Annotated in this window: 12 protein-coding genes; 9 read left to right on the forward strand and 3 right to left on the reverse strand. The window is 49.7% G+C overall.

Annotation, left to right across the window (positions count from 1 at the left end; translation table 11 throughout):
• The first annotated feature begins 105 nt into the window (after positions 1–105).
• The 7 genes from SPK40_RS07150 to SPK40_RS07180 all read left to right on the forward strand — a co-directional run bounded on the left by SPK40_RS07150 (position 106) and on the right by SPK40_RS07180 (position 8097).
• Positions 106–1371: a thiolase family protein gene (locus tag SPK40_RS07150; RefSeq protein ID WP_330959948.1), complete on the forward strand. Its 1266-nt coding sequence runs from the start codon at positions 106–108 to the stop codon at positions 1369–1371.
• Between the two features lie 76 nt (positions 1372–1447).
• Positions 1448–2944, forward strand: coding sequence for a CoA-acylating methylmalonate-semialdehyde dehydrogenase (locus SPK40_RS07155; RefSeq protein WP_248142453.1), 1497 nt, complete (start codon positions 1448–1450; stop codon positions 2942–2944).
• A gap of 23 nt (positions 2945–2967) precedes the next feature.
• Positions 2968–4122 (forward strand): acyl-CoA dehydrogenase family protein, encoded by a 1155-nt coding sequence (locus SPK40_RS07160; protein ID WP_330959949.1) that lies wholly within the window; start codon positions 2968–2970, stop codon positions 4120–4122.
• 126 nt (positions 4123–4248) lie between these two features.
• Positions 4249–5043, forward strand: a complete 795-nt coding sequence (locus SPK40_RS07165; protein ID WP_330959950.1) for an enoyl-CoA hydratase — start codon at positions 4249–4251, stop codon at positions 5041–5043.
• Positions 5044–5109: 66 nt separating this feature from the next.
• A complete protein-coding gene (locus tag SPK40_RS07170; RefSeq protein WP_330959951.1) occupies positions 5110–6270 on the forward strand; it encodes an enoyl-CoA hydratase/isomerase family protein in 1161 nt (386 codons plus the stop codon).
• A gap of 129 nt (positions 6271–6399) precedes the next feature.
• A complete protein-coding gene (gene mmsB / locus SPK40_RS07175; RefSeq protein WP_330959952.1) occupies positions 6400–7311 on the forward strand; it encodes a 3-hydroxyisobutyrate dehydrogenase in 912 nt (303 codons plus the stop codon).
• 27 nt (positions 7312–7338) lie between these two features.
• A complete protein-coding gene (locus tag SPK40_RS07180; protein ID WP_330959953.1) occupies positions 7339–8097 on the forward strand; it encodes an SDR family oxidoreductase in 759 nt (252 codons plus the stop codon).
• A 43-nt stretch (positions 8098–8140) separates the two neighbouring features.
• Here the strand turns inward: SPK40_RS07180 and SPK40_RS07185 are convergent, their stop codons facing one another.
• From SPK40_RS07185 to yiaA, 3 genes are all read right to left on the reverse strand, one after another.
• Positions 8141–8260 (reverse strand): 3-ketoacyl-ACP reductase, encoded by a 120-nt coding sequence (locus SPK40_RS07185; protein WP_248142447.1) that lies wholly within the window; start codon positions 8258–8260, stop codon positions 8141–8143.
• 69 nt (positions 8261–8329) lie between these two features.
• Positions 8330–9238, reverse strand: coding sequence for a LysR family transcriptional regulator (locus SPK40_RS07190; RefSeq protein ID WP_330959954.1), 909 nt, complete (start codon positions 9236–9238; stop codon positions 8330–8332).
• Between the two features lie 137 nt (positions 9239–9375).
• Positions 9376–9849 carry an inner membrane protein YiaA gene (yiaA, locus tag SPK40_RS07195; RefSeq protein ID WP_330959955.1) on the reverse strand — a complete coding sequence of 158 codons (474 nt, stop codon included), beginning with the start codon at positions 9847–9849 and terminating at the stop codon, positions 9376–9378.
• A gap of 746 nt (positions 9850–10595) precedes the next feature.
• On the opposite strand from yiaA, the gene SPK40_RS07200 reads away from it, so the two are divergent.
• Positions 10596–11822 (forward strand): hypothetical protein, encoded by a 1227-nt coding sequence (locus SPK40_RS07200; protein WP_330959956.1) that lies wholly within the window; start codon positions 10596–10598, stop codon positions 11820–11822.
• Positions 11823–11931: 109 nt separating this feature from the next.
• Entirely contained in the window at positions 11932–12849 is a 918-nt protein-coding gene (locus SPK40_RS07205) for a hypothetical protein (RefSeq protein ID WP_330959957.1), read from the forward strand.
• Positions 12850–12864 lie beyond the last annotated feature (15 nt).

Below are 12864 nucleotides of genomic sequence, written 5' to 3' on the forward strand. Positions count from 1 at the left end.
TTCTGTACGCTGATCAATCAATATTGTTGTGCTGTTGTTTCTTAACGTTTACGTAAATGTTAGTGCTATGCTTACGTAAACGTCAAGAAAAGCGGAGCCTGGAAAATGGAAACCAGCACCAGTTCAACTGCAGTATCTTCATCTGAGAAAGAAGTGTGGATCGTCTCAGCCAAACGTACCCCTTTAGGCAGTTTTCAGGGGCAGTTTTCGTCGTTGTCCTCCCCGACATTAGGGGCTTATGCCATCAAAGGTGCCCTCGAGAGTATCGGGGTTTTTACCGATGAACTTTTCCCGGGCAAGGCCGATGGTCTCCGGATCGATGAAGTCCTGATGGGGTGTGTTCTGCCTGCCGGATGTGGTCAGGCGCCTGCACGTCAGGCAGCGCTCAACGCCGGACTGCCGATTTCGACCGGCTGCGTGACGGTAAATAAAGTTTGTGGTTCAGGAATGAAAACTGTGATGCTTGCCGCAGATATGATTCGTGCCGGCAGTATTCAGACGGCAATCGCCGGTGGGATGGAAAGTATGACCAACGCCCCTTATCTGCTGAAGCAGGCCAGGGGCGGTTTTCGTTTAGGGCACCAGACTACGCATGATCATCTGTTTCTGGATGGTTTGCAGGATGCCTATGAAGGAGAACTCATGGGGGTTTACGCCCAGCAGATTGCCGATGCCAAGCAATTCAGCCGGGAAGCCATGGATGAATGGGCTGCGATGTCCGTACAGCGTGCCTGTCAGGCGATTGAATCCGGGGCGTTTGAGCAGGAAACCTGCCCTGTCGTGATCGCGGATCGAAAAGGTGAGCACCTGGTTAAAGTGGATGAGCATCCGGGAGAAGTTGATCCGGCCAAGATCCCCAAACTGAAGCCTGTTTTTGCCAAAGGCGGCAGTGTGACTGCTGCAAACTCCAGTTCTATCGCCGATGGCGCGGCAGCCTTACTGCTGATGGACAGCGACACAGCCCAACAGCATGGGTTTGAGCCGCTGGCGATTATTCGCGGTCAGTCGACCCATGCCCGTCTCCCGTCTGAATTCACCGTTGCTCCGGTGGATGCCATCCGGCAGTTGCTTGAACAGCTGCAATGGCAAACGGATGACGTGGATCTCTGGGAGATCAATGAAGCTTTTGCCGTCGTCACGCAAATTGCGGTCCGTGAGCTGCAACTGGATGCCAGCAAAGTAAATATTCACGGCGGGGCCTGTGCTCTGGGTCATCCGATTGGTGCCAGCGGCGCCCGCATTATCGTCAGTTTGATTCATGCACTGCGCCGTAAACAACAGGCGGGTGAACCGGTCAGCCGGGGCATCGCATCCTTATGTATCGGTGGTGGCGAAGCAACCGCTATCGCGATTGAACTTCCGGCTCAGTAAATCCCAACTCAGTAATAAATTCGCACCTGGTCGCTGTATCACCAGCAATGGAAAAGACAGTTTAGAGGACGTGAAAATGATTGAGAGAGTACCCCTGTTCATTGATGGCCAATTCCGTCAGTCACAGTCAGAAGAATGGATTGATGTGACCAACCCGGCTACCAATGAAGTGATTGCCCATTTGCCGTGTGCATTAACATCGGAAATGGATGAGGCGATTGCCAGCGCAAAAAGAACCTTCGAGAAGTGGAAAAATGTGCCGGTGCCTGAGCGTGCCAGGCTGATGCTGAGTTATCAGCAACTTCTCAAAGCACATCATGACGAACTGGCTTGTCTGCTTTCCAGCGAGACGGGCAAAATTCTTGCCGATGCCAAAGGCGATGTCTGGCGCGGTATTGAAGTGGTGGAACAGGCCGCCAATATTGCCAGCCTGATGATGGGTGAATCCAGTGAAAATGTTGCAAATAATATCGACACATACTCCCTGACTCAGCCGCTGGGTGTATGTAGTGGGATTACTCCGTTTAACTTTCCGGCCATGATTCCGCTCTGGATGTTCCCGCTGGCGATCGCGGCTGGGAATACCTTTGTGCTGAAACCTTCTGAGCAGGTGCCGCTGACTTCGGTCAGACTGGCAGAGCTGTTTGAGCAGGCAGGGGCACCTCCGGGCGTGCTGCAATTGGTTCACGGGCGTAAAGCACAGGTTGATCATTTGCTGGAGCATCCGGATATCCGCACGGTTTCATTTGTGGGTTCTGTGCCGGTGGCGCGCTATATCTACCAGACAGGAACACACCACCTGAAACGCGTTCAGGCATTTGCCGGGGCGAAAAACCATCTGGTGGTGATGCCGGATGCGAACAAACAACAGGTGATTAATAATCTGGTCGGTGCGTCAGTCGGTGCGGCGGGCCAACGCTGCATGGCGATTTCCGTTGCGGTTTTTGTCGATGGGGCCAAAGACTGGATTCCTGAACTGAAAGAAGCCATGGCGAAAATGAAACCCGGCGGATGGGATGAGGAAGACGCGGCTTACGGTCCGTTAATCAATCCGGAAGCCAAAGCCCGTGTGCTGCGGTTGATTCAGGAAGGGAAAGCGCAGGGGGCTGTGTGTGAACTCGACGGCAGTGATTGCACGGTGAAAGATTATCCGGCAGGTAACTGGGTGGGACCAACGCTGTTCAGCGGTGTAACACCGGAAATGAGCATTTACCGTGAAGAGATCTTCGGACCGGTTCTGGTCTGTGTGGAAGTGAGTTCACTGGAAGAAGCCATCGCACTGATCAATGACAACCCGTACGGTAACGGGACCTCGATCTTTACGGCCAACGGTGCGGCAGCCCGGAAGTTCCAGCATGAAATTCAGGTCGGCCAGGTCGGGATTAACGTGCCGATTCCGGTGCCACTGCCATTCTTCTCTTTTACCGGCTGGCGGGGCAGTTTTTATGGAGATCTGCATGCTTACGGGAAACAAGCCGTGCGTTTCTTCACTGAAACGAAAACGGTGACTGCACGTTGGTTTGATGACGATATTCCGAAAGGCCCGAACCTGACGATTAACATCGATCATTAAGACTGAACCGACGGAGTAAGGCGATGGATTTTGAACTGAATGATGATCAGCGCGCGTTTGCTGAGGCTGCAAGGCAGTTTTCTCAGGAACAATTGCTGCCGATGGCGGCGAGCTGGGATGAAACCTCAACATTCCCGAAAGATGTGCTCAGACAGGCTGGAGAAATGGGGTTTCTCAGCCTCTATACCCCGGTAGAGTCCGGCGGAATGGGGCTGAGCCGGTTGGATGCCTCGATCATTTTCGAACAACTGGCGATGGGCTGCACTTCAACAACAGCTTTTATGACCATTCACAACATGGTGACCTGGATGATCGCGAGCTTTGCTTCCGGGCAGGCCCGTTCGGAATGTATTCCGAAATTAATCACAGGTGAGTGGCTGGGTTCTTATTGTCTGACGGAAGCCAACGCAGGTTCAGATGCTGCATCTTTGACGACCCGGGCAGAACGGAAAGGGGATCACTATGTGATTTCGGGGGCGAAAGCCTTCATTTCCGGGGCAGGTGATACCGATGTGCTGGTTGTGATGGCCCGTACGGGAGAGAACGGAGCCAATGGGATCTCTGCCTTTATCGTGCCTGCGGATGCTGAAGGGATCAGTTATGGCCGAAAAGAGCCGAAGCTTGGCTGGCATAGTCAGCCAACCCGTGCCGTCACATTCGACAGTGTGAAGGTTCCGGTCCATTACCGCTTGGGCGAGGAAGGCGAAGGTTTCCGATTCGCGATGAAAGGGCTGGATGGCGGACGGATCAATATCGCCACTTGCTCTGTCGGTACAGCGCAGCAGGCGCTCAATCTGGCCCGACAGTATATGACTGAGCGGAAGCAGTTTGGCAAACCTATCGCACAGTTTCAGGCGCTGCAGTTCAAACTGGCTGATATGGCGACTGAACTTGAAGCGGCGCGGCAGCTGGTCCGGTTTGCGGCATCCAAGCTGGATAAGGGCGATCCGGAAGCAACAGCGTACTGTGCGATGGCAAAACGCTTTGCGACGGATGTTGGGTTCACGGTCTGTGATCATGCCCTGCAGCTTTATGGTGGTTACGGGTACATTCAGGATTATCCGATCGAACGTCATTTCCGGGATGTCCGGGTGCATCAAATTCTGGAAGGAACAAACGAAATCATGCGCTTGATCATCGCGCGTCGTTTATTAAGTGAGGATACTGGACTGCTTTGAATAACTCTGATGTTTTCTCACGGCTGCCATGCCCGTTCTTCCGGGGGTGGCAGCGGTGCGAGTGAAGGTTATCGGCACTCAGTCCAGTTGCCTTGCATGGATCTCAACCCAAAAAGGATGGGCGTTATGCACGCACTGACAAAAACAAGTGGTCCGATTGAAGTTGAAATTGATGACCATGTCGCGGTACTGACCATGAATAACCCGCCAGCCAATACCTGGACGGCGGACAGTCTGAATCAGTTGAAGGCTCTGGTCAAAGCACTGAATGAAGACAAAAATATTTATGCCCTGGTGCTGACCGGCAAAGGAGAAAAGTTTTTCTCTGCCGGCGCAGATTTGAAGCTGTTTGCCGAGGGCGATAAGGCGGTTGCAGCCGATATGGCGTTTTGCTTTGGTCAGGCTTTTGAAACTTTGTCTGATTTTCGCGGTGTATCTATCGCTGCCATTAATGGCTATGCCATGGGGGGCGGGCTGGAAGTTGCATTGGCGTGTGATATCCGTATTGCGGAAGCGCATGCGATCATGGCTTTGCCGGAAGCGAGTGTTGGCTTGCTGCCTTGTGCGGGCGGGACACAGAACCTCGCCTGGCTGGTGGGCGAAGGCTGGGCCAAGCGGATGATTTTGTGTGGCGAGCGAGTTAGCGCCTCACAGGCACTGGATATCCGTCTGGTTGAAGAAGTCGTCGCGACGGGACAGTCTCTGGAGACGGCGAAAAAGTTGGCTGCCGAAGTCGCGCATCAATCGCCAACTGCCGTGACGGCATGTAAATCGCTGATTCAGAATGCCCGGTTTGCCCCATTACATCAGGGATTAATTCAGGAAAGGGAACGTTTTATCCGCCTGTTTGATACATTGGATCAACGGGAAGGGGTCCGGGCGTTTTTTGAAAAACGTCCTCCGGTATGGAAAAACGAATAATAACGGCAGATAAATGCTGATCAGCGAATGATGGACCATCCTGCCATTCGCGTGCATGGAGTGAACATGACTGGAACAATGACTTTTAGCGAACTTGAGTGTGGGCGCGGCCAGCGAATTGGTATTGCGGCAATTGATAACCCTTCCTCCTTAAATGCACTCACATTAGAGATGCTGCGACAGCTCAGTGCCCGTCTGGCTGAATGGGAAAAGGATGATCAGATTGTGTGTGTGTTTTTACACAGTGACCATGCGAAAGCATTCTGTGCAGGCGGGGATGTACGGGCCATTTACAAAGCGATGGTTGAAGCTGAATCGCATAAAGAAGCGGGTGAGGCCGGAGCGTCACCAGAGTCTTTCCTGACCGAATATTTCAGCGTCGAATACCGGTGTGATTATCAGATTCATCAGTTTAAAAAGCCGTTGATTGCCTGGGGTGAAGGGATCGTCATGGGCGGTGGGATCGGGCTGTATATCGGTGCCGGTCATCGGGTCGTGACCCCATCCAGCATGTTAGCCATGCCTGAAATTTCCATTGGTCTGTACCCTGATGTTGGCGGTACCTGGTTTCTGAATCAGTTGCCGGCAGGCGTCGGTCTGTTCTTAGGGCTGACGGGAGCCCGGGTGAACGCGAGTGACGCGCTGGACCTGAAAATGGCCGATCATATTCTGCTGGCGGAACATAAGTCGGCTGTTTTAGAAGCGTTACAGGCAATTGACTGGCAAAGCGTGCCGGACGCGGATCAGGCTGTGTCTGATTGCCTTCGTGAATTTGCAGAATCGGCAAAACGCGACTGGCCGCCAAGCCAGATGATTCCTTACTTCCCTCAGATTCAGGCAGCTTCGGTTGGCCGTAATCTGGAAGAGATTTGCCAGCAGATCATGGCGATTGATGGTTTAGGCACCTGGCTTGAAACCGCGAAGTCAAACTTGAAACATGGCAGCCCGGTTTCTGCGCATATCTGTTACCGGCAACTGAAAGGGTATCGCGACCTGACGCTGGCCGATTGTTTCCGTCTGGAACTGGGTTTGTCGGTGAGATGCGGATTACTGGGCGAGTTTCAGGAAGGCGTTCGCGCGCGTCTGATTGATAAGAGCGGAGAACCCACATGGCTCTTTTCTGCTGTTTCTGCAGTCGATGAAAGTGTGATTGATGATTTATTTGCGCCAATGTGGCAAGCCTCTGAACATCCATTGGCTGACTTAGGTGCGGAATCAATGTCCTGAAATTGTGAAATACTCAGGATGTTTCCGCCTGAATTGAAATTGCAGCGAGTTGTTGGGGGAGTATTGTTCGCCCCTTAGTTGTACCTGCATCACTGCACCACAGATTGAAGATCTGAAAAGGAGTGTGTTATGGCGACAACGATTGCGTTTATCGGGCTGGGCAATATGGGCAGCCCGATGGCGAGAAACTTATTAAAAGCGGGTTGTCATGTGAAGGTTTTTGACCTGAATATGGAAGCGGCCCGCAAGCTGGAAGCCGATGGTGCAGTTGCGGCAGCGAACCTGAAAGAGGTCGTCGCTGGTGCGGACACTGTCATTACGATGTTGCCGGCCGGGCAGCATGTTCACGATGTTTACCTGGGACCCAAAGGTCAACCTGAGCAAGGACTGTTCTCCATGGTTGCCCCGGGTACTTTTCTGATTGATTCCTCAACGATTGATCCGGCGACGGCAAAAGAAGTCGCAAAATATGCCGAGCAGCATCAGCTCGAATTTGTGGATGCGCCTGTGTCTGGCGGGGTGGCCGGGGCTGAAGCCGGTACGCTGACGTTTATTGTCGGCGGAACGGATTCTGCATTTCACCGGGCTGAAGCTGTCTTGCAATATGTCGGGAAGAATATCTTCCATGCGGGTCAGGCTGGTGACGGACAGATGGCAAAAATCTGTAATAATCTGATGCTGGCGGTGCAAATGGCGGGTGCCTGTGAAGCATTGAACTTAGGGATCGAAAACGGCCTGGATCCGAAGGTGCTGTCAGACATTATGTTACAAAGCTCGGGCCGTAACTGGGTGCTGGAACTTTATAACCCTTGTCCGGGTGTCATGGAAAATGCACCGGCCAGCAAAGGTTATCAGCCCGGATTTATGAGTAAGCTTATGCTCAAGGATCTGGGGCTTGGCATGGATGCTGCACTGCAGAGCCAGTCCGCGGTCCCGATGGGGACACTGGCTCGGAACCTTTACGCTTTCCATAATGCGAACGGGAACGAGCTTCTGGATTTTTCGAGTTTGTTTGAGTTCTATCAGCGTCAGCAAAAATAAGTGTATGCAGCATTCAGGGAGTTCAATATGGATATTAAAAATTCTGTCATTGCAATCACTGGCGCAGGTCAGGGACTGGGACAAATGATGGCGATTACCCTGGCTCAGGCCGGGGCTGATCTGGCATTGATTGATATGAATCCGGAAGGTTTGGCACAGACCCGTTCACAGTGTCGGATGCTCAGCAGTAAAGCGTTAACGTATCAAGTGGATGTTACGCAGGAAGATCAGGTCGAGCGAGTTTTCGATCAGATCATTGAGGATTTTGGTCAGCTGGATGGGCTGGTGAATAACGCCGGGATTCTTCGTGACGGATTATTGGTCAAAATGAAAGATGGCGTGATCAGTAAAATGTCGCTGGAGCAGTTTAATGCGGTGATGACAGTGAATGCCACGGGGACATTTCTTTGTGGTCGCGAAGCAGCAGCCCGCATGATACAAACCAAACGGCCCGGCGCTATTATCAATATCTCCAGCGTTGCCCGTGCGGGTAATTTCGGACAGACCAACTATGCTGCTTCCAAAGCGGCCGTCGCAACGATGGCTGTTTGCTGGGCAAAAGAGCTGGGCCGTTATGGTATCCGGGCTGCGGCGATTGCACCAGGTGTCGTCCGGACTGCCATGGCAGATCAATTGCCTCAGGAAGCGATTGAGCGCTTAGAAAAAATGATTCCGCTGGGCCGGGTGGGGCAATCAACAGATATCGCAAATGCTGTGAAATATATTCTGGAAAATGATTACTTTACCGGGCGAGTCCTTGAAGTGGACGGTGGTATGCGGATGTAAAAGTCATCCCATCCTGTTCAAGGAAGGTGAGTAAACGGGCCAGTTATGGCCCGTAAACGATCGCGTAAAGTGCTAAGCCCCCGCCAATGACCAGCATGAGCAAAGACAGGTAAACGGTGAATTGAGTCAGCACCGACAGCCATTTTTGTTTCGTTTTCTGCATCTTGAAGTTTGTCGTTCACAATCAATTGACACCGCGCACCATGCCATATTTCAGCCAGGCAGGCGAGCGCTATTCACATTTGATTGCAGTTTTCATGATGGTCAGATGTTTTCCGCCGGTGTCGCATTTTTTTGGCAATGCCGCGAGAAATGCATGACTGATTGTTCGCGCAATCTGACTCGTGAGACCGGAATGTGACTGAGGTGCCAGCGACAGCGCGATTTCAATTCCCGGCAATGGCGGCAGCCAGTCAGCCCGGAGTTCGACTAAATCCGGAGACATACTGCTTCTTGCCATGGCACCAATGGCCAGTCCTGCCCGCACCATGCCTCGTTGGGCGGTTGCACTACTGCTGCAACTGACTAAATCGAAACTGATTTCCTGCTTCATCAACCCATCCAGTGCTGCTGCATGAAATTTGCAATCTGCCTGAAACAGCGCGATGGGTAGTGGACGCAGGGATAATATGTCAGTTTCAGGTGAGCCGTACCAGACGCCTTGATCCTGCATTAAAAAGTGGCCTTCATCTGAGCCGGGCTGCCGGGTGAGTATTGCAGCGTGGAGCTCACCTTTATCCATCAGCTGGCGCAGACGAACACTGGTGGCGCACATGACGTGGATCTGGACAGGCCCAAGATGTTGACGAATCAAAGACACCAGGCAGGGGAGCAAGGTTTCAGCATAGTCATCCGGACAGCCAAATAACAAGGGCTGGCTGTCGGCCTGAGTGCGCAGACTGGAAACCGCTTCATCATGTAAGCTCAGTAAACGTCTGGCATAACTGGCCAGTTTCTGGCCTTCATGGGTCAACACCAGTTGTCTGCCTTCCCGCTGAAAGAGCGTTTGATCCAGTTCCTGCTCCAGTTTTTTCATCTGCATACTGATTGCAGACTGAGTCCTGAATGTCTGCTTTGCAGCCCGGGTAAAACTACCGGTATCGATGAATGCTAAAAAGCTTCGAAGCGCTTCAATATCCATAAGCAATCCTGATGAATATCCATTTGAATTGCTGATAATCATACTGGAAATCACAGTGGCTTGAACAGATTGAAACGTGAAGCCGGAAAGAAAAAGGCAACTCAGGTTGCCTTCATGGAGTGAGCCAGATTTTGAAATCAGTCCTGAGGATGTTCAGGTTCGGCCGGGCTTGCTGGCTTGGCAGGACGATGAGGCTCTGCCTGAGGTTCAGCAGATTCGAAAAAAGCCAGATCACGGACATTTTTTTGTGTCACAACAGCACTGAATAAGCCTAAAGCGAATGTAATTGCGAAAAATCCCTTCTCATTTAACGCAAGAGTACTGGCATTCCAGAGTCCAATCAGCATTAAGGCACATGAAATGATGACACCGGCAATGACCATAGTTTTATACAATGCGGTGACATTGATACCTTCCATCTCATCCCGCACAGTTTTTTGTAACGTGATGACACTGAACAGGCCAAACAGCAGGACTACAAGATAGTAACCTTTTTCATTGAGCTGGAGGTTGGCATTGAGCAAACCGACACCATAAGCCAGCACAGCCAGTGCAAGTGCAGCCCAAGACGTGATGACAAAAGCCTTGGTTGGCTTTAATGATACGTTCATTGAATATTCCTGTAAGAAAATGGTGGAATGAGCAACAGGCAGAATATAAGAAGCCTTATTCTTCTCAAGGCGGCAGGTTGGTGACGTTTCTTTAGAGGCAACAGGGGGTTACAAAAGGCAGCTGGTTATTGGACTAGGGTTGATGCATTGGTCTGAACCGGGTGAGACTCTTTTTAACTTGTGTTATGTCGGGTCAATTTGGAACTTCAGATAAATATCAATGCGTTGAGGTGATATTTCCATGGCTTTTATGTGGTCTATTTCATCAATATTCATTGTTCATGAAGATATATATTATGAGGGAGTTGTGATGCCTGTCGTAACTAATGTCTGGTGTCAGATTAAACCTGATCAATATTTTTGAATCATTTTCGAACGCTGCAATCAATTTCTTGTTTGCGACTTGATGACATGATGGTGAAATATTTAATTCTGGTAGATGGATACAGTGAAAGGATATTTTCAACATCGATATATTATCATTCGTTGATATTCAAATCGAAAGTATGGATTTGATCTCATTAAATTGTGGTCGTACTTTGTATTTCATATTGAATTTTCGAACCAATCGTCAGAAATAGGAATGCTACCTTCTTCTTGTATTTTTCCTGTGGACATAATTGATACTCAACTAGTTGAATAATAATTAATTTTGTTAATTTGAGGAAAACATGAAAAGGACTCACATTATTCAGCTGAGCGCTATCGCTTCAGCTTTGCTTAGTTGCGCGGTTACGGCCACACCAATGGACCCAAATGATGATAATGCTTACCGTCATTTTCCGGGCAGTGTATCGGCTGAATTAGAAAGTAAATACTACCTGTATAAAGATTCTCATAAAAAAGATCTGATGTGGTATGTGCCTAAATCTGGTTATGTTGCATACCGTGGTACCGGGGACAATACCCGACCAAACTTCAATGCCTCCAGCTACATCCCAAGGTTTGGTACCTGGGCTGCACTCCGTCCGGGAGAAGCTCAAATCCGGATGGGTGGTGCGTTCAATACGATGGGACGTGTTGAAGATGTCCAATTCTTGAAAACCGAAGCAGAAAAAGTGGGTTTCAGTGTCTCTCCTGCTGTGGTTACGCGAGGAACGGCGTTATTTGTTGTTGATGGTATTGATGCAAACGCGGATGGACGAATTGACGTTGAATGTGTGGATGAGCCGTTAACAGTGACGGACCCACTAGGTCAGACGATCAATGTCACGATTAATAACTGTTACGTGACAACGATTGATGGCAAACAGCAGCCTACAACGATCGTTGAAAAGGCATACGCGAAAGTACCAGGCGGAAGAACGAGTGCATCTGTGAATGTACCATTCCAGTTGGTGACATTACCTGATAATGACATGACGAATGCCATTGAGAATGATCTGGCGGTTGGGAACAGTCTATCGCCGTACTTCAGCCTGATTGTGGACTGGGAACTAGAGACGGAAAGAGAGACGCGTGCAGCTCGTATTACCGTGGACTGGAACCAGACATTTGAGCAAGCCCACACATTTGCTGCTTACCACAACTTTGCCTGTGTAGACATTGAAATCCAAACCTTCTTTAAGAAGTTAGTACAGGAAGGAAAAGGGGTTTATGTCGAGTATTACAACCCTGAAACGAAGCAGTACGAAGAGCAAGCGCCAAATCAGGCTGCATTTATTAAAGCTGTGGAAGGTATTCAGGCTGAATTACAGGCAGAGTTGTTTGACCAGATTCAGGAATATAGTCAGTCGCAGTTAGGGAAGGTGGATACAAGCACCAACTCAATGTGGACGCTGCGTGCAAACTATGAAAAACAAGTGCTGAAACGCAACGAAACAAGAACCATCAACTGGAATCCAGGCATGTCAATGGAGACCGTTCAAACTGAAATGAGTGTCGATTGTGTTGTTGGCGGATTCGGAACACCTGTTGAGTGGAGTACAGATGTAGGCTGTCACGCGATTGTTGAAGATGCAACTCAACCGTAACTGAGATGATTCTGAAGTTACGGAATACACCGTAATGAAGCGTTATCTCATTGTGCTGCATAAATAGTATCTAGCCCACGTTGTTTGTGGGCTATTCCAAGGAATACCCATGATAAAATTCACTCATTTACTTGCGAGTGCCGCATTATTGACGGCAGCTTCAGCTCATTCGAGCGATTACCAATTGTCATTGTTAGATTTTAATTCCACGATCGACAATGGTGATATCGTGTTTGCACCATTTAAAAATACCACGCGTGGTACTGGTTATGTTTGGTTTCGTAATTATGAATATGATTACATTTTACCTGTCCCGGGAGCTTACAGAAATAAAACGCTGACAGTCAGCTTCGTTCCCAGCAGTATTCAAAGTGGTGAATTTACGGTATTTGCACAAGAAAATAATATTTCTCCAAACAGAAAAACGCTCGTTCCTGATGATGCGGTTCTTTGTCAACCGACCCAAGCGCTGACAGAATTGCTCACGACTTTTGAATATTCTTCAGTATCGACTCGTCCTCCGGGTTATCCGAAACTTTGCAGTCTGGTGATTCGTTACAATACAAGTGCCGAGAAAGAAGCAAAGTTGTTCGAACTCGTGGATACCAAACAGTTGATGCATGCGAAATTTGCGTTGTCTGATCCGAGTAGTCAGCCTGCGCCCGGTGTATACATTGAAGTGCCAGCCATAGTAAATCAGTTGGTGGACCAAAAAGTGTTAGAGCAGGATTTACCTCTGCCAGTTGACCCAACTGAGCCTGGTATCCCTCATGTAGATATTGGCTGGTATGGACTTGACCAGGGTATCAATTTTTATTCGTCTCATATCGATCCAAGTCTGTTTGGATTTGAAGGTGAGATCGTGGATAAATCTTTGTTGTTCCAGCGCTGGACACAGTTTATTGATCTGTTTCAGACCATCGAAGGTCAACCCGCGTATTGGGTTATTCCGGAAGAACTTGCAGCGAAGAAAATCGTTATTTCAGAACCTGTACCTTCAGCGCCATTCATAGAGGTCTCGTACTGATTTTCTATGAAGTGT

Source organism: Photobacterium sp. 53610 (assembly GCF_036409375.1).
Taxonomy (GTDB): domain Bacteria; phylum Pseudomonadota; class Gammaproteobacteria; order Enterobacterales; family Vibrionaceae; genus Photobacterium.

Bases quoted from the DNA above. Each gene is read 5' to 3' on its own strand.
- SPK40_RS07150 (WP_330959948.1), top strand. From the start codon at position 106: ATGGAAACCAGCACCAGTTCAACTGCAGTATCTTCATCTGAGAAAGAA.
- SPK40_RS07155 (WP_248142453.1), top strand. From the start codon at position 1,448: ATGATTGAGAGAGTACCCCTGTTCATTGATGGCCAATTCCGTCAGTCA.
- SPK40_RS07160 (WP_330959949.1), top strand. From the start codon at position 2,968: ATGGATTTTGAACTGAATGATGATCAGCGCGCGTTTGCTGAGGCTGCA.
- SPK40_RS07165 (WP_330959950.1), top strand. From the start codon at position 4,249: ATGCACGCACTGACAAAAACAAGTGGTCCGATTGAAGTTGAAATTGAT.
- SPK40_RS07170 (WP_330959951.1), top strand. From the start codon at position 5,110: ATGACTGGAACAATGACTTTTAGCGAACTTGAGTGTGGGCGCGGCCAG.
- mmsB (WP_330959952.1), top strand. From the start codon at position 6,400: ATGGCGACAACGATTGCGTTTATCGGGCTGGGCAATATGGGCAGCCCG.
- SPK40_RS07180 (WP_330959953.1), top strand. From the start codon at position 7,339: ATGGATATTAAAAATTCTGTCATTGCAATCACTGGCGCAGGTCAGGGA.
- SPK40_RS07185 (WP_248142447.1), bottom strand. From the start codon at position 8,260: ATGCAGAAAACGAAACAAAAATGGCTGTCGGTGCTGACTCAATTCACC.
- SPK40_RS07190 (WP_330959954.1), bottom strand. From the start codon at position 9,238: ATGGATATTGAAGCGCTTCGAAGCTTTTTAGCATTCATCGATACCGGT.
- yiaA (WP_330959955.1), bottom strand. From the start codon at position 9,849: ATGAACGTATCATTAAAGCCAACCAAGGCTTTTGTCATCACGTCTTGG.
- SPK40_RS07200 (WP_330959956.1), top strand. From the start codon at position 10,596: ATGGACCCAAATGATGATAATGCTTACCGTCATTTTCCGGGCAGTGTA.
- SPK40_RS07205 (WP_330959957.1), top strand. From the start codon at position 11,932: ATGATAAAATTCACTCATTTACTTGCGAGTGCCGCATTATTGACGGCA.